Origin of the sequence: Enterococcus moraviensis ATCC BAA-383, from assembly GCF_000407445.1 — a bacterium.
GTDB lineage: Bacteria > Bacillota > Bacilli > Lactobacillales > Enterococcaceae > Enterococcus_L > Enterococcus_L moraviensis.
The window spans coordinates 1,249,101-1,263,041 of sequence record NZ_ASWB01000001.1; the positions used below are offsets into that span (position 1 = coordinate 1,249,101).

At 36.8% G+C, this 13,941-nt stretch carries 17 protein-coding genes, 1 pseudogene and 1 other annotated feature; of the genes and pseudogenes, 4 read left to right on the forward strand and 14 right to left on the reverse strand.

Going from position 1 to position 13,941, the window contains the following annotated elements:
* Positions 1-21: 21 nt before the first annotated feature.
* Genes I586_RS05865 through sfsA form a run of 3 tightly spaced genes read right to left on the reverse strand, consistent with a single transcriptional unit; the run spans position 22 to position 3,076 of the window.
* Positions 22-1,302, reverse strand: coding sequence for a DEAD/DEAH box helicase (locus I586_RS05865; protein WP_010764079.1), 1,281 nt, complete (start codon positions 1,300-1,302; stop codon positions 22-24).
* A 26-nt stretch (positions 1,303-1,328) separates the two neighbouring features.
* Complete coding sequence (locus I586_RS05870) at positions 1,329-2,330, reverse strand: Gfo/Idh/MocA family protein (protein WP_010764078.1); 1,002 nt, start codon at positions 2,328-2,330, stop codon at positions 1,329-1,331.
* Between the two features lie 8 nt (positions 2,331-2,338).
* Entirely contained in the window at positions 2,339-3,076 is a 738-nt protein-coding gene (sfsA, locus tag I586_RS05875; RefSeq protein ID WP_034703222.1) for a DNA/RNA nuclease SfsA, read from the reverse strand.
* Between the two features lie 220 nt (positions 3,077-3,296).
* Between sfsA and I586_RS05880 the strand changes: the two genes are divergently transcribed.
* On the forward strand, positions 3,297-3,695 hold the full coding sequence (locus I586_RS05880) for a DUF4828 domain-containing protein (protein WP_010764076.1): 399 nt from the start codon (positions 3,297-3,299) through the stop codon (positions 3,693-3,695).
* Between the two features lie 56 nt (positions 3,696-3,751).
* Here the strand turns inward: I586_RS05880 and hisE are convergent, their stop codons facing one another.
* From hisE to hisZ, 9 genes are read right to left on the reverse strand one after another with little or no spacing between them, the layout of a single operon-like run.
* Entirely contained in the window at positions 3,752-4,063 is a 312-nt protein-coding gene (gene hisE, locus I586_RS05885) for a phosphoribosyl-ATP diphosphatase (RefSeq protein WP_010764075.1), read from the reverse strand.
* 50 nt (positions 4,064-4,113) lie between these two features.
* Positions 4,114-4,419 carry a phosphoribosyl-AMP cyclohydrolase gene (gene hisI / locus I586_RS05890; protein ID WP_010764074.1) on the reverse strand — a complete coding sequence of 102 codons (306 nt, stop codon included), beginning with the start codon at positions 4,417-4,419 and terminating at the stop codon, positions 4,114-4,116.
* Entirely contained in the window at positions 4,416-5,171 is a 756-nt protein-coding gene (gene hisF, locus I586_RS05895; RefSeq protein ID WP_010764073.1) for an imidazole glycerol phosphate synthase subunit HisF, read from the reverse strand. The genes hisI and hisF overlap by 4 nt, the downstream gene beginning before the upstream one ends.
* Positions 5,161-5,886 (reverse strand): 1-(5-phosphoribosyl)-5-[(5-phosphoribosylamino)methylideneamino]imidazole-4-carboxamide isomerase, encoded by a 726-nt coding sequence (gene hisA / locus I586_RS05900; protein WP_010764072.1) that lies wholly within the window; start codon positions 5,884-5,886, stop codon positions 5,161-5,163. The genes hisF and hisA overlap by 11 nt, the downstream gene beginning before the upstream one ends.
* On the reverse strand, positions 5,864-6,490 hold the full coding sequence (gene hisH / locus I586_RS05905; protein ID WP_010764071.1) for an imidazole glycerol phosphate synthase subunit HisH: 627 nt from the start codon (positions 6,488-6,490) through the stop codon (positions 5,864-5,866). Before hisH ends, hisA begins: the two co-directional genes overlap by 23 nt.
* Complete coding sequence (gene hisB / locus I586_RS05910; RefSeq protein WP_010764070.1) at positions 6,491-7,075, reverse strand: imidazoleglycerol-phosphate dehydratase HisB; 585 nt, start codon at positions 7,073-7,075, stop codon at positions 6,491-6,493. It lies immediately after the preceding gene.
* Between the two features lie 36 nt (positions 7,076-7,111).
* Positions 7,112-8,392, reverse strand: coding sequence for a histidinol dehydrogenase (hisD, locus tag I586_RS05915; protein WP_010764069.1), 1,281 nt, complete (start codon positions 8,390-8,392; stop codon positions 7,112-7,114).
* Position 8,393: 1 nt separating this feature from the next.
* Positions 8,394-9,026, reverse strand: a complete 633-nt coding sequence (gene hisG / locus I586_RS05920) for an ATP phosphoribosyltransferase (RefSeq protein ID WP_010764068.1) — start codon at positions 9,024-9,026, stop codon at positions 8,394-8,396.
* Entirely contained in the window at positions 9,023-10,213 is a 1,191-nt protein-coding gene (hisZ, locus tag I586_RS05925; protein ID WP_010764067.1) for an ATP phosphoribosyltransferase regulatory subunit, read from the reverse strand. The genes hisG and hisZ overlap by 4 nt, the downstream gene beginning before the upstream one ends.
* 102 nt (positions 10,214-10,315) lie before the next feature.
* Positions 10,316-10,584 (reverse strand) — a binding site (T-box leader).
* Positions 10,585-10,731: 147 nt separating this feature from the next.
* Here hisZ and I586_RS16925 point away from each other — a divergent pair.
* From I586_RS16925 to I586_RS17525, 3 genes and pseudogenes are all read left to right on the forward strand, one after another.
* Positions 10,732-11,280, forward strand: a complete 549-nt coding sequence (locus I586_RS16925; protein ID WP_010764066.1) for a helix-turn-helix domain-containing protein — start codon at positions 10,732-10,734, stop codon at positions 11,278-11,280.
* 15 nt (positions 11,281-11,295) lie between these two features.
* Positions 11,296-11,880 (forward strand): annotated as a pseudogene (locus I586_RS17065) (phosphotransferase); the annotation flags it as partial.
* A gap of 37 nt (positions 11,881-11,917) precedes the next feature.
* Positions 11,918-12,049: a hypothetical protein gene (locus I586_RS17525; protein ID WP_279615032.1), complete on the forward strand. Its 132-nt coding sequence runs from the start codon at positions 11,918-11,920 to the stop codon at positions 12,047-12,049.
* 64 nt (positions 12,050-12,113) lie between these two features.
* Here the strand turns inward: I586_RS17525 and I586_RS05940 are convergent, their stop codons facing one another.
* Positions 12,114-12,563 carry a GyrI-like domain-containing protein gene (locus I586_RS05940; protein ID WP_010764064.1) on the reverse strand — a complete coding sequence of 150 codons (450 nt, stop codon included), beginning with the start codon at positions 12,561-12,563 and terminating at the stop codon, positions 12,114-12,116.
* A gap of 186 nt (positions 12,564-12,749) precedes the next feature.
* Positions 12,750-13,550, reverse strand: a complete 801-nt coding sequence (locus I586_RS05945) for a MerR family transcriptional regulator (protein WP_010764063.1) — start codon at positions 13,548-13,550, stop codon at positions 12,750-12,752.
* Between the last annotated feature and the right edge of the window lie 391 nt (positions 13,551-13,941).

Genomic DNA, 13,941 nt, shown 5'->3' on the forward strand with positions numbered 1-13,941 from the left:
TGACGTTCTTTCTTATTTTGATTATTCAGTTTTAGACGGTTTACGTCTAGCCCCTTTATTTTTGTTGTTTTTTGGCCGCTTTTTAGGTTTAGCAGCTTGCTTGTTTGGTGCTATTTTTTCTGCTTTTTCTTTTTTAGGTGTCGCAGTTGGATTTATATTTTTTTCATCTGCTGCGCCTTTTTCTTTTCTAGTTAAATGGATGGCGCCATCATATAGAAAAATTTCTTTTGATGGACGTTCTATTTTTTTCATTAATCGTTGATAATCTCTTTTTGTTGCATCGTTGACAAAGGTGATCACCGAGCCAGCTGCACCCATTCGGCCAACTCGTCCAGAGCGGTGGATATAGCTCTCTTCAGACAAAGGAACTTCGGCGTTGACAACAAATGGAATTGCCTCAAAATCTAATCCTCTAGCTGCAATATCTGTCGTTAAAAGCATTACTGCTCGTTTTTTAGCGAATTGATCGATCGCTAATTTGCGTAATGTTTTATTTTGATCTGAAGCAAGTCCAACTACTGACACCCCTTCATAAATCAGTTTCTCTTCTACTGAACCTAAATCAGCAACTTGATTGAAGAAAACCATTGCACGAAAATCTGATGTATAAGCTAAACTTCTTAAATAATCACTTTTTTTTCTAGGAGACAATGCCATAAAATAATGGTTTACAACACCACTTGATCGGTCTTCATCTGTTACATCAATAATCGTTAGTTGTTCTGTTAATTTTTGTGCTTCTTCCGCTACACGATCAGCAGTTGCCGAATAAAAAACTAACTGAAATTCTGTTGGTGCACTCGCTAGAATTTGTTTAGTCAAGTTTAGTTCTTTTTCATGGAACAATTGATCGACCTCATCCATTATCACCGTTTGTAGCAAATGGCTTTTGATTTTCTTTGTTTTGATGAGTTCTAGTACACGACCAGGAGTTCCGACTAATATTTCAGGTTTCTTTTTTAATTTTTCGATTTGACGTCCGACATTAGCGCCACCAATCAAGCTTTGTGTTTTCAATTGAAGCAGCGATGCCCAATCACGAACTACTTGACTGATTTGTACGGCTAATTCTTGTGAAGGTGCCAAAATCAATAATTGACTTCCTTGATCTTTTTCTACATTTAAGAGTAGAGGTAACACATAAGCTAAGGTTTTACCTGAACCAGTTGGGGAAATACCTAAAACATTTTCTCTTTCTTTTAGAGGTTGGAAACTTTTTTCTTGAATCATTGATGGCTCGCTAAAACCAGAAGCCTGCCAATGTTCTTGCCAAGCTTCTGGTAAATTTTTAATAAATGTCATAGTTATCCTTTCCTTGTTGAAACTGTTTATTCTTTATCTGCATCAAAAACGATGCCTGCACTTTTTCTTAGTGTTGTTAGGACTTTATTTACATTGCGGGACAGTTCTACCCATTCTTCATACCGAGCGCCCATAGTCAAATCATTCGGATTCTCAAGAATATCTGCAAAATCACGTGCTTCTTCGATCATTGGGTTTTCTTCAGTTGTTATATCTAATATATCGCGTTCTTGATGGTTACGATCATGAAATTCTGCTTTAGAGATGGTATTTACACTATCTAAAATCAACGTACCGCCATCAAAGTAAATTTCAGAATCTAAGAAAGAATCTGCATTTTTTCCGGTCTGTAAGGTAACATCAAATAGATCGTATCTTAAAATAGCTGTACCGATTCCGTCTACATCTGTTGGCAGTTTTCTGGCGAAATAATGACTTTCATTCGGCATACCAAACCATCCTACAGCAGCATAAACTAAATACACGCCAAGATCCGCCATAGCGCCTCCTGAAAAATGAGGCGAAAAGATATTTGGTTCTTGACCATCAAGTACTTGGTCATATCGTGAAGAGTATTTCATATAGGTGAAATTTGCACCCAGTATTTGATTTTTAAGTGGCAATAAATCGCCAATTTTTTTGAAACTTTTCTCATGGATATTGCGAGCAGCTTCAAAAAAGAAGACTTTTTGCTGATTTGCAAGCGTAATGATTTCCGCCATTTCTTCTGGCGTTGAAAAAGCTGGCTTTTCAACTATAATATTTTTCCCTGCCAAAATCCCTTGCTTCGCTTGTTCAAAATGAAGGGAATTAGGAGAGGCAATGTAAACTGTATCCATATGTGCAATACCAAAAAATGTTTTTAAATCCGTTGCATATTCAACATCACCATACTCTTCACCAAACTTTTGCGCTGTTTCTAATTTGCGTGAATAGACTGCTGTCAAATCATAGCGATTTGTTTCCAATGCTGCTTTGACGAATTGATGGCTAATCCAGTTTGTTCCAATAATACCTAAGTGAATCATGTTTACCCTCACCTTTCTGAATTTGGATCTTCAAACGTTTTTGTGACATCAAATGGTACCTGATGTTCTATTGCTATTGTATCAGGAGTGACCAAACAATTGTAAGTAATGACGCTTAGCCCTTGGTGTTGTCCTAATAAAATCATTTCCGCTAAAGCTGGCTGCATCGTTGTATGAATCGTTGCAGCTTCGATTTTTTCAAACTGAGCAACAAATAACACATAACTTTGATAGCCTTCATTCATAGCTTCGATCAATTCCGTCACATGTTTCAAGCCGCGCAGTGTTGGGGCGTCTGGAAATGCTCCTAAAGCATGATTTTCTAAAGTCATTCCTTTCACTTCAACGAAGGCTTGATTCCCAGTGTCCGTTTCTACTAGTATATCAAATTGTGACTGGGCAAATCGTTTTTCGCGTTTTACCGAAACAATGTTTCCTTTTAAACCTGGTAAAATAATTACGCCGTCTTGAATTGCTTGAGCAGCCAGTGCATTTGGCACTTGGCTATCAATGTTAAACCAAGCCTTATTCTTTTTAACAGCGATTAAGTCATAGTCTGTTTTTCTCTTTGGAGAAGGCTGGTACGACAAAGCGACTTCCACTTCTGGATGAAATAGTTCTTTACATCGCCCAGTATTTTTGACATGAACCGTTACCATTTCACCCGTCTCTTGTAAACGGCACTCAGCTATAAAGCGATTTGGTCTATTCATAAAATGTGCTAGATGCACGTTTGGATATGTAATCATTGTAACACCCTTTCTTCAAAACAATACCATATTTTAGCGGAAAAAGCATCGTCAAACTTTTCGAAGAATGCTTTCACTATATAATAAAAACTAGGGCCCATTATTTCAATTTACTTTGCAGGAGGAGGGACTTCATTAAGTTTTTTTATAGGAAACGATTTTCGAATAGTTTGTTTTTTAATTTCGTGCTATGATTGTTTTGGAGGAGAACATTATTATGAAAAAACATTGGTCATTATTTTTAGGTGCATCACTAATTACGGGTATTGCTGGTTCATTGTTCTTGAAAAAGAAACAAGGAAATCAGCAGATCGATTCAGATAGTCCTAATTTATATAATCGTTATTTGGGTAACTGGTGGTTTGTTAATAAAGTCAAAGCCACACAACATACATTAAAAATCGAAGATGATCTGCAAATCATTATCGATGGTAAAAATTTACGTTACATGTTAGTCGAATTAACGAGCAAACGCTTAGTCGCTCAAGATGAGTATGGGTACCACCTAATCATTCAATGCCTGAATGATAAACCTGCTTCGTTATATGATGAAGCAGATGATGCTACGTACGTTTTAGAGGCAACTGATTCTTTGGATTGCCCAACTGAAAAATAAAAGAAGCGATCTTCATATTAAGTTTATGAGGATCGCTTTTTTATTTTCGGGTCATTTTAAAGTTCATCAATTGGCTTACGTTCTTCTGTCTTACTCAATTTTCCTTCTCGTTTATTTAATTCTACTCTGATTTCGTCTAATGAAATGCCTTGTTCTACCAATAGAACCAACATGTGGTAGATCAAATCAGAGGTTTCACACACAAGTTCAGCTGGATCATTTTTTGCCGCAATGATCACTTCAGCGGCCTCTTCTCCAACCTTTTTTAAAATTTTATCTAAGCCTTGACTGAATAGATAATTTGTATACGATCCTTCTTTAGGTTGTTTTTTACGCGCTTGTATTTCTTCATAAAGTGCCTCGATCATGTCCCTTACCTCCTTAGTTTATCTTCTTCCCAAAAGACTAGCCTACAATGCTAGATAATAACATTGAAAAAACAACTATGCTTACCTGTATGACAAGCTGGACCTGTTTGTTCAACAGTGATTAGCAAGGTATCTTTATCGCAGTCTGTAACAATTCTTTTTACTTTTTGGCAATGACCACTTGTCTCTCCTTTGTTCCATAATCGTTGACGAGATCGAGAATAAAACCAAGTTTTACCTGTTTCAAGCGTCTTCTGATAACTTTCCTCATTCATATAAGCCAACATCAGTACGTCATTTGTTTTTTCTTCTATAATAATTGCAGGTAACAATCCATCCTTAAAATTAGGTTTCATCGGCGCACCACCATTCCATGTTGTTCCAAGACTTCTTTCAATTCTGGAAGTTTTACTTCACCATAGTGGAAAATACTGGCAGCTAATGCCGCACTTACTTTCGTTTGCTCAAACACTTCTATAATATCTTCTACATTACCACAGCCACCTGATGCGATCACTGGAACAGTGACAACTTGACAAACCGCTTGGTTCAAGGCAAGATCATAGCCTTTTTTTGTCCCATCCGCATCCATGCTTGTTAATAAAATTTCACCTGCACCTAAAGCGACCGCCTGCTGAGCCCATTCTATGGCATCTAATCCCGTATCTTCTCGTCCGCCTTTTATAAAAACATGCCACGAGTCACCCGTTCGTTTGGCATCAATTGCGACAACGATACACTGTGAACCAAATTTTTCAGCTCCTGCCTGAATCAATTCTGGTTGTTGAATCGCTGCTGAATTAAGAGAAATTTTGTCAGCTCCTGCTTGTAGCATTTTTTTCATATCTGAAACAGTACGGATACCTCCACCTACCGTTAAAGGAATAAACACTTCTGCTGCCGTTCGTTCTACTACATCGATCATCGTCTCACGATCATCAATGGTAGCCGTAATATCTAGAAAAACCAGTTCGTCAGCCCCCTGTTCACCATACGCCTTAGCAATAGCTACAGGATCTCCTACATCTTGTAGATCAATGAAATTAACACCTTTAACTACTCGCCCATTTGTTACATCTAAGCAAGGAATAATACGTTTAGTCAGCATTTTTTTCTACCTCCAACATATCTTCCAAAGTGATCGCCCCATTATAAAAAGCTTTCCCAACGATGGTTCCATAAACACCTAATTCAGCCAATTGCAATAGGTCGGCTTTTTTGTTGACACCACCTGAAGCAATGATTTGCACACCAGGTACAAGCTGCGTCAACTTGGCATAATCTTCAAACGTTGGTCCAGCAAGTGTTCCGTCCTTCGAAATATCGGTGTAAATAATCGTCTGCACTCCGATTTTCGCCATCTCTTCAGCCATTTGCAAATAGTCTGTTTCACTAACATCCAGCCAACCACTAATCGCAACTTTCCCATTCTTAGCATCAATACCGACTGCGATTTTATCTCCATATGTTATGACAGCTTTTTTCACTAACTCTGGGTCTTTCAAGGCTGCTGAACCAATAATGATTCGATCGATTCCAAGTGAAACATACGCATCGATTTGTTCCAGTGTACGGATTCCCCCGCCAATTTCTATCTTTAGCCCTGTTTCTTTTTTCATTTCTTCAATGAGCGAGGCATTCGTTGCTTTCCCCATTAATGCTCCATCTAAATCAACAACATGTATCATCTCAATACCTGCTGCTTTAAATTCTCTTGCTTGCGCTACTGGATTAGGATGAACAACCGTTTTTTGTAAAAAGTCCCCTTGTATTAGTCGAACTGCTTTTCCTTCTCTAATATCAATCGCTGGTAAAACATACATGATCCACCACCTCCTTAAATCCTCTTAAAATCCTCAAACCAACGTCACTACTTTTTTCTGGATGAAACTGAGTCCCGTAAATATTTCCACTTGAGATCATTGCTGGCACCTTAATTGAATATTCTACAAGTGCATCAATTTTATCTGGCTCACAATCTACATAATAAGAATGAACAAAATAAACGTACTGCTCATCCACTTCTTTTGTTAACAACGTTTGATTTGTAACAATCAATTGGTTCCACCCCATGTGTGGAACAGGTAAATCAGGATCATCTGGAAGTTTTTCGCAAAGTCCTTCAATCAACCCTAAACCCGCAGTAAATCCATTCTCCATACTTCCTTCTAAAAGCAACTGCATACCTAAGCAAACACCTAAAATAGGCATACCTTTTTGAGCCACCTCTTGAATCACACTAATTAAGCCACGTTTTTTTAACTCCTCCATCGCTAATGAAAAAGCACCTACCCCAGGTAAAATCAATCCATTGGCTTTTACAATCTCATCAGGATCTGCGGAGATTTTACTTTCCAAGCCAACGTACTCTAACGCTTTTTGAACATTTCGTGTATTTCCAGTGTCGTAATCAATGATAATAATCATCTACAGAATTCCTTTCGTGGAGTTGATTCCTTTTATTGACGGATTTTTCGTCATCGCTTCTCTCAACGCTCGACCAGTTGCTTTAAATAATGCTTCTATTTTATGGTGTGTATTTTTGCCGTGTAAAATTTTTAAATGAAGAGTCATTTTAGCGTTAAAAGCGAATGCTTGGAAGAATTCTTCTGCTAATTCTGTATCAAAATCACCAAGTTTAGGATTAGTAAACGACGCATCAAATACTAAATATGAACGCCCACTTAAATCTAAGGAAGCCATACCTAAAGATTCATCCATCGGCACAAAACTAGTTCCATAACGATTGATTCCAGCTTTATCCCCTAAAGCTTCTCGTATACATTGACCTAAAACGATCCCAACATCTTCTACTGTATGGTGGCTATCTACATCTAGGTCCCCTTCTACTTTCACTTCCAATGATATCTGACTGTGACGAGCAAATAAAATCAGCATGTGATCAAAAAATCCAACGCCTGTTTGGATCGCAACTGGTTCTTGACTGTCTAAATCAAGTCTCAACTCAATTTTTGTTTCAGCAGTTTTTCTTGTTAAAGTTGCTGTTCTCATTTTTTTCCCTCCGTTTCAAACTCTAATTTTTCCGATTCACTCAAAGCGACATTCAACTGCTCTAGCGTGTGCTTCCAGTCCTTCTTTTCGCGCCAAAAGTGCAATGGCCTCTTTAGCCTCAGCTAAGGCATCTTTTGTATAATAAGTGACTTGACTATACTTCACAAAATCATACACGCTTAATGGTGAATAAAATTTTGCCGTACCACTTGTTGGCAATACATGATTGGTTCCAGAAAAATAATCTCCTACTGGCTCGGATGCGTATTCTCCTAAAAAGATCGAACCAGCATTTTTGATTTCATGTAAGTAACTGATGGGATCTTCCAACTGTACTTCTAAATGCTCTGGTGCTATTTCATTCATGATCGTAAACATCGCCGATATAGTTGATGCTACAATAATCAGTCCATTATTTTTAATGGATTGTTCTGCGATTTCTTTTCGTGGTAATGTTTCTAGTTGTCGATCCATTTCTATTTCGACTTGTTCTGCAAGTGCGACTGAGTTTGTCACTAGTATTGCTCTGGCAAGCGTATCATGTTCTGCCTGAGACAACAAATCGGCCGCAATATAAATGGGATTTGCTGTTTCATCTGCTATGATCCCAATCTCAGATGGTCCTGCGATCATATCGATTCCTACCGTACCAAAGACTTGTTTTTTTGCAGTTGCTACATAGATGTTGCCAGGTCCAACAATTTTGTCCACTTTAGGAATTGTTTCTGTTCCATAAGCAAGGGCGGCGATACTTTGTGCTCCGCCAATTTGAAAAATTTTATCTACTCCTGCTATCTTTGCCGCTGCTAAAATGACATCTGGAACGCCTTCTTTCGACGGTGGTGTCACCATAATGATTTCTTTGACCCCAGCAATTTTTGCTGGCAGTACATTCATTAAGACAGAGGATGGATACGCCGCCGTTCCACCTGGAACATAAACACCTACGCGCGCTAGCGGTAATACTAATTGTCCACGTAACACTCCTGATTTTTCTGTGTCCATAAAATCATATTGTTTTTGTTTTTGATGGTAGCTGATAATATTCTCTTTAGCTGCTTCTAAAGCGGCAATCACCTCTTTTTCCACACGTTGATAGCCTAAAGTAATGGTTTCTTGTGATAAAGATAAATTCTGCAGTTCAACTTGATCAAATTTTTTGGAATACACTTTTAAAGCTTGGTCTCCGTTTTGAATCACTTGTTGAATGATTTGACGAACTTGTTCTTCTATTTGCTGATTGTCTTTTTGAATCATTCGGACATCTTTATTTAGTGCCCTTAAAATTTCGGTTGTTTCACCTTTCAACCATTTCATTTTAGTTCCCTCCAATCACTGTTTCTAGTTCATCAAACAATTGGAATATTGCTTGGCGTTTTCTTTTCAACATTGCTTTATTTACGATCAAGCGAGCAGAGACCGAACAGATATCTTCAAAAATTTCTAACCCATTTTCTTTTAATGTCGTACCTGTTTCAACGATATCAACAATTGCATCGGCCAATCCTAGAACTGGCGCAATTTCAACAGATCCTTCGATTTTGATTATTTCAACATCTTCCCCTTTTTTTCGAAAATGTTCTGAGGCAACGGTGGGATATTTCGTTGCAATCCGTTTTCTTTTATAATCATCTGGCTGGTAGTTTTTTGTGGAAGCGACTGAAAACTTACAGACACCGATTTTTAAATCCAGCATCTCATAATAGCCAAAGGGATGTTCCATTAGGACATCTTTGCCCACGATTCCAATATCTGCCACACCATGCCGTACGTAAGTCGTTACGTCAGCTGCTTTTACTAAAAGAAACTTAAATCGTTGATCTGGGCTGGTGAAAATCAATTTCCGTTGTTTGTCTTGCATAAAGGAAACATCGATTCCTGCTTGTTCAAATAGAGAGAGTGTCTTTTTTTCCAAACGTCCTTTTGTCAATGCAATAGTCAATTGTGTCAATTTGAATCACCAACCTTTATGCTACGTATGTTCTCTTGGGTTACTTCTATCACCTGTTGGTATCGCCATTTTTCGCCGTAGCGTATCGCTTCTTCTAGTGTTTCAAATAAGGATAATTGATAATCTGGATTCTCTTTCACTAATGCTTCTGCTTTTGCTAGGTATGTCAACGTGCTGTGAACTAATGTTGTCGGCTGTTCCAAAAAAGCAAGATTATCGAGTTGATATTGCAAAGTAACTAACGTATCTAAATTAATTCCTAACCCAACAGCTGGAATGACTGGATGCCCGAATTGTTCTGCCAAATGATCATACCGTCCACCTCTAAGAAAAATATCTGGTACCAAATCAGCATATCCACTAAATAAAACACCTGTGTAATAATCCATTAGTGCAACTAAGCCTAAATCGACTGTTAATGAAATCGTTGGGTGTTGTGTCTTGATAATTTGCACGATCCTATCTAATTCATCGATGACTTGTATGATTTTTGACGATTTTGGCAATAGTTCTCTTGCGATTGATAATACTTCGTCAGCTTCACCAAAGAGTCTTGGAATTGCACAGATAAATGCATCCAATTCGCTTGGATAGAGTGCGACAAATTGGTTGAGATCTGTTAAATTTTTATGATTAAAATAAATTTGAAGGTTTGTTTTTGCTTGCTCATCCAACTCAAGAAACTGTACAATTAAACGAAAAATTTGAGCATGTCCCAATTCAAAATGGAAATTAGGAATCTTCAACTCTTCTAAAATTTCCACCGCACAGGTAATACATTCGACTTCGGCTTTTAAAGAGGTATAACCAACCAATTCTATTCCAGCTTGTGTTAATTCATTTTGTTCTCCTAACATAGCATCATTTGAACGAAATATTTTTCCACTGTATGATAATTTTAGAGGTGGTTGAATGCCTGTTGTGGCAATCACTCGACCGATCGGCATCGTCATATCAGGTCTTAATACAAGTAGTCGGCCTTGTTTGTCAAAAAAGCGGTAAAATTCTTTTTCATTTTTTTCTTCACTGTAAAATACATCTTCAAACTCAATCACGGGTGTATCGATTCGTTGATAGCCTCTTTTTTTCACGATATCGTTAACTTGTTTTTCTAGTTGATATGCGCCATTGGCTTCTCGAAATAACTTGTCTTTTGTTCCTGACGGTAAACTACGATTCCATTTCATTGCGTTCCCTCCTTGTTTTTGGCTAATCACTATTGACATAACATTTTTCCATAAAGCAAGATTATGAAAGTAAAGACAAAAACGCCCCCTTGGCAAATAAGCCAAGAGGACGAGAATATTTTCACGTGGTCCCACCTCAGATTTGTTTTTACTTCACAGTAAAAACCTCTGTTAGTTTGATAAACTAAGGAGTGATAACGGACTCTCCGATTTTTCTTACTGATATAAGGAACGAAATACTGTGATTCCCTACTACTAGTTCAGAAAAACAACTCACAGGCGTGTTCGATGATGATTTGTTATTTCCTTACAGCAAACGGAAACTCTCTAAAACAAATCACTTCATCTACTATTCTGATCATCGTATTTTCATTAAATTTTCATTTATTTCTAAACAATTTATCACGAAAATAAAATTTAGTCAATAGTTTTTAGAAAATTTACATTGCGCACTAGAGGAAATCTTTTTCTTCCTAGAATCATGTATACTTTAACTATTCATGAAAAGGAGATAAATTATGCCACCCGAACGATTGATTTTACTCTTAAACCATATTGAAAAAAAACTTGATACCTCACTTACAGCTGAATCCTTAGCTGATCAAGTCGGCTATTCAGTTTACTATTTTTATCGCCAATTTTCTGCTGCTGTAGGCATGTCCTTAGCCTCCTATATCTTAAATCGCCGATTAAAAAAGGTTCTCACAGAAATAGGATCCGGAAAAAAAACAATCGACGTAGCTTTTACTTACGGCTTTAATACCTATGCAGGTTTTTATAAAGCTTTTGTAAAAGAATATGGCTGCTCTCCTAAAAAGTATTTAACTATTTACAAAGATGAACTCAAGGAAACAGGCCGAAAGGAACATGTATTTATGAATTTGAATAACCAGGAATTAAAAAATGTTTTAAAAAATTGGAAGATCAATCCAGCTACAACTATTGAAGTAAGCTCAACCAATTATGGACTGCAACAACCGAAAATGGTTTGGAAAATAGGAACAGATAACTATCTACACCACACTAAAGATCGAGGTGGTGAGTTAAAAAATATTGCTATTGCCTAAGCTCTCGCAAAACAAGGATTCGCTTCTTCCTTGCCTATACCAACGATCGATGGTCAACAATTTATCGAAAATGAATCGTTATTGATTCTTAAAAAGGGGATTGAGGGAGAACCACTATCTATTCAAACTATTTTTGAGAAAGATACTTATGCATTGGCATATGGTACAGCAATCGCTCAATTACATAATGCTTTTCTAGACTTAGATAAACAGATTTTATGTGATCCAGCTAATGTATTTGAAACGGTTCAAAAATGGGCCTTGCCTGATGTAAAAAAACAAACGCAGCAATGGTCATTAAACATTCCAGCAACCTTTTTTACAAATTATTTATCTGTTTTTGGCGAACTTTATTCAAAACTCCCTGTACAAATTATTCACCGTGATCCAAACTTTGAAAATATTTTATTTTTAAATCATAAAGTTAATGGTTTTATTGATTTTGATTTAGTGGAAAAAAATATTCGCTTATTCGATCCTTGTTATTGTGCCACAAGTATATTAAGTCAAATGTCCTCCGAGCATTACGATGACTGGTTACCACTTCTTTCATTAATCTTAACAGGCTATGATCGAAAAAAATCCTTTAACAAAAGCTGAAAAATCTGCTATTTTTTATGTTATTTGTGGGATTCAGATGATTTGTGTAGCTTATTTTGGTGATCGAGATAATGACGATCCTACCTTTAAACAACTAGCTAAAGCAAATCGAGAAATGTTAGTATTCATCATCCACAGGCAAAAAGAAATTGAAGCAATTTTTGCTTAGAATTTAGTTGATTTAATGAGTTTTAGAGAAGGATATGCCGATGTCTCCTCCTCTAAAACTTCAATTATTTAATCGGCACGCAAAACTCACAATAACCTGCCTCAATGTGCTTTACAGCATACCTTTCTAAAATTGGACGTTTGAAATCAATAATCATTGAATGTTGCTTTTGAAAATCTGGCTGCATAAACGCTGTCCAAAATTCTTGAACTGCTTCACTAGTGTGTTCGACCTTAAAGTTCGCATACTTGCCATTTTCAATTTCTCCTTCTTTCACTCCTTTAAGATTTTTTTGTTCTGCCGATACCGTTACACAAACATCATAAATACAGTTTTCTTTCGGTGTATTTGGTTCACTCCAAGCAATTCCGTAGATAACGGTCTCTTTATCAAATAAATTTTCTATTTTTAATCGCTCTTTAAAAGTCATCATCAATTCTTGGTTCGCTTGTCCATAGCTCCCAATTCGTCTTAAATAAAAAATTCGTTGTCTAGGTATCACTTCTGTTTTCATCTGCTATTTCCTCCTTTGGTTTTGAGAGGATATTGATCAATGTCGTTCTCAACAATAGAGTAAATGCTATTAAAATGATTTTCAAGCCTTATTTTAAAACTTTATTAAACCTGTTGATACTAATTAAAAAAAAGCAGGTCCACAGAATAATCATCTGTCGACCTGCTGTTCATAATCACTGAGACTTTAGAGTGCTACTGGAAAATAGACTTCAACGATATTTTTGTCTGGATCGGTGGTGTTAGGATCCGTTTGATAGATTTCAAAAGGTGCACCATTCATTTTATAGCCTTGCTCTTCAATCCACTTTAACATTTTACTGTACACTGAAGCGAGTTCTGTATAAGGTCCGGTATATATAGATGTTGCACATAAGCATGTTGGAAAAACTCTTGTTTGCTCATTTTTTTCGACGATTGGTACAGCTAATTCCATATCACTATTTTCAGGATTAAAATCTGGGCTATGATAAATCGTCAAAGGTGGTCCTGTTGGCGTAAATTTTTCAGCGGTCAAACGCCCGAACAACTCTCCAATATACTTTCCATATTCATTTACGTTCATTTGTTTTCTTAGATATAAAATATTCATTTCTGGTACTTCAGTCAGTTTAACTTCAATTGAGTTTAGATAAGACATTAATTTATTTCCCCTTTCTAAGGTTGCTAAATCATCAGCGATACGTTCCAATAATAGGGAATAATTCTGCATCTTTTGCGTGATTTCCTTTTTCTTTTTATTAATTGCTACTTGAAGTAGTTCTTGATCCTGCTCACTTTCAAGTATCACCTTGATTTCATCTAAGGAAAATGTATATTCCTTCAATCGTTTAATCAAAAGAATCGTTTCAAGTTGCCCTACATCATAATAACGATACCCACTAGCAGCATCTGTAAATGTCGGTTTAAGTAGATTTATCTCATCATAATACCGAAGTGTTTTAGCTGAAACCTGAGAAACCTTTGAAAAATCACCAATAGATAACATCATTACCTCCTAAATTTAAAAGCTGAATGGGCTCGTTCAGCCTTGACTGGAAAATAGGAAAAATAATTGAGGTGTTCTTTACCTCCTTTATTTTTATCTTTTTCCCGAAAGGCTAGCCCTTAAAGCTAGATAATAAAAGCTGAATGGGCTCGTTCAGCTCCGACTGAAAAATAGAAAAAATTGATTGAGGTGTTCTTTACCTCCTTTATTTTTATCTTTTTTCCGAGGTGCTAGCCCTTAAAGCTAGATAATAAAAGCTGAATGGGCTCGTTCAGCTCCGACTGAAAAATAGAAAAAATTGATTGAGATGCTCTTTATCTCACTCCATTTTTATCTTTTTTCCGAGGTGCTAGCCCTTAAAGCTAGATAATAAAAGCTGAATGGGCTCGTT

What these genes read in the sequence shown, in the direction of transcription:
- I586_RS05865 (WP_010764079.1), bottom strand. Translation starts at nt 1,302, where the DNA reads ATGACATTTATTAAAAATTTACCAGAAGCTTGGCAAGAACATTGGCAG.
- I586_RS05870 (WP_010764078.1), bottom strand. Translation starts at nt 2,330, where the DNA reads ATGATTCACTTAGGTATTATTGGAACAAACTGGATTAGCCATCAATTC.
- I586_RS05880 (WP_010764076.1), top strand. Translation starts at nt 3,297, where the DNA reads ATGAAAAAACATTGGTCATTATTTTTAGGTGCATCACTAATTACGGGT.
- hisE (WP_010764075.1), bottom strand. Translation starts at nt 4,063, where the DNA reads ATGATCGAGGCACTTTATGAAGAAATACAAGCGCGTAAAAAACAACCT.
- hisI (WP_010764074.1), bottom strand. Translation starts at nt 4,419, where the DNA reads ATGAAACCTAATTTTAAGGATGGATTGTTACCTGCAATTATTATAGAA.
- hisF (WP_010764073.1), bottom strand. Translation starts at nt 5,171, where the DNA reads ATGCTGACTAAACGTATTATTCCTTGCTTAGATGTAACAAATGGGCGA.
- hisA (WP_010764072.1), bottom strand. Translation starts at nt 5,886, where the DNA reads ATGTATGTTTTACCAGCGATTGATATTAGAGAAGGAAAAGCAGTTCGA.
- hisH (WP_010764071.1), bottom strand. Translation starts at nt 6,490, where the DNA reads ATGATTATTATCATTGATTACGACACTGGAAATACACGAAATGTTCAA.
- hisB (WP_010764070.1), bottom strand. Translation starts at nt 7,075, where the DNA reads ATGAGAACAGCAACTTTAACAAGAAAAACTGCTGAAACAAAAATTGAG.
- hisD (WP_010764069.1), bottom strand. Translation starts at nt 8,392, where the DNA reads ATGAAATGGTTGAAAGGTGAAACAACCGAAATTTTAAGGGCACTAAAT.
- hisZ (WP_010764067.1), bottom strand. Translation starts at nt 10,213, where the DNA reads ATGAAATGGAATCGTAGTTTACCGTCAGGAACAAAAGACAAGTTATTT.
- I586_RS16925 (WP_010764066.1), top strand. Translation starts at nt 10,732, where the DNA reads ATGCCACCCGAACGATTGATTTTACTCTTAAACCATATTGAAAAAAAA.
- I586_RS17525 (WP_279615032.1), top strand. Translation starts at nt 11,918, where the DNA reads ATGATTTGTGTAGCTTATTTTGGTGATCGAGATAATGACGATCCTACC.
- I586_RS05940 (WP_010764064.1), bottom strand. Translation starts at nt 12,563, where the DNA reads ATGAAAACAGAAGTGATACCTAGACAACGAATTTTTTATTTAAGACGA.
- I586_RS05945 (WP_010764063.1), bottom strand. Translation starts at nt 13,550, where the DNA reads ATGTTATCTATTGGTGATTTTTCAAAGGTTTCTCAGGTTTCAGCTAAA.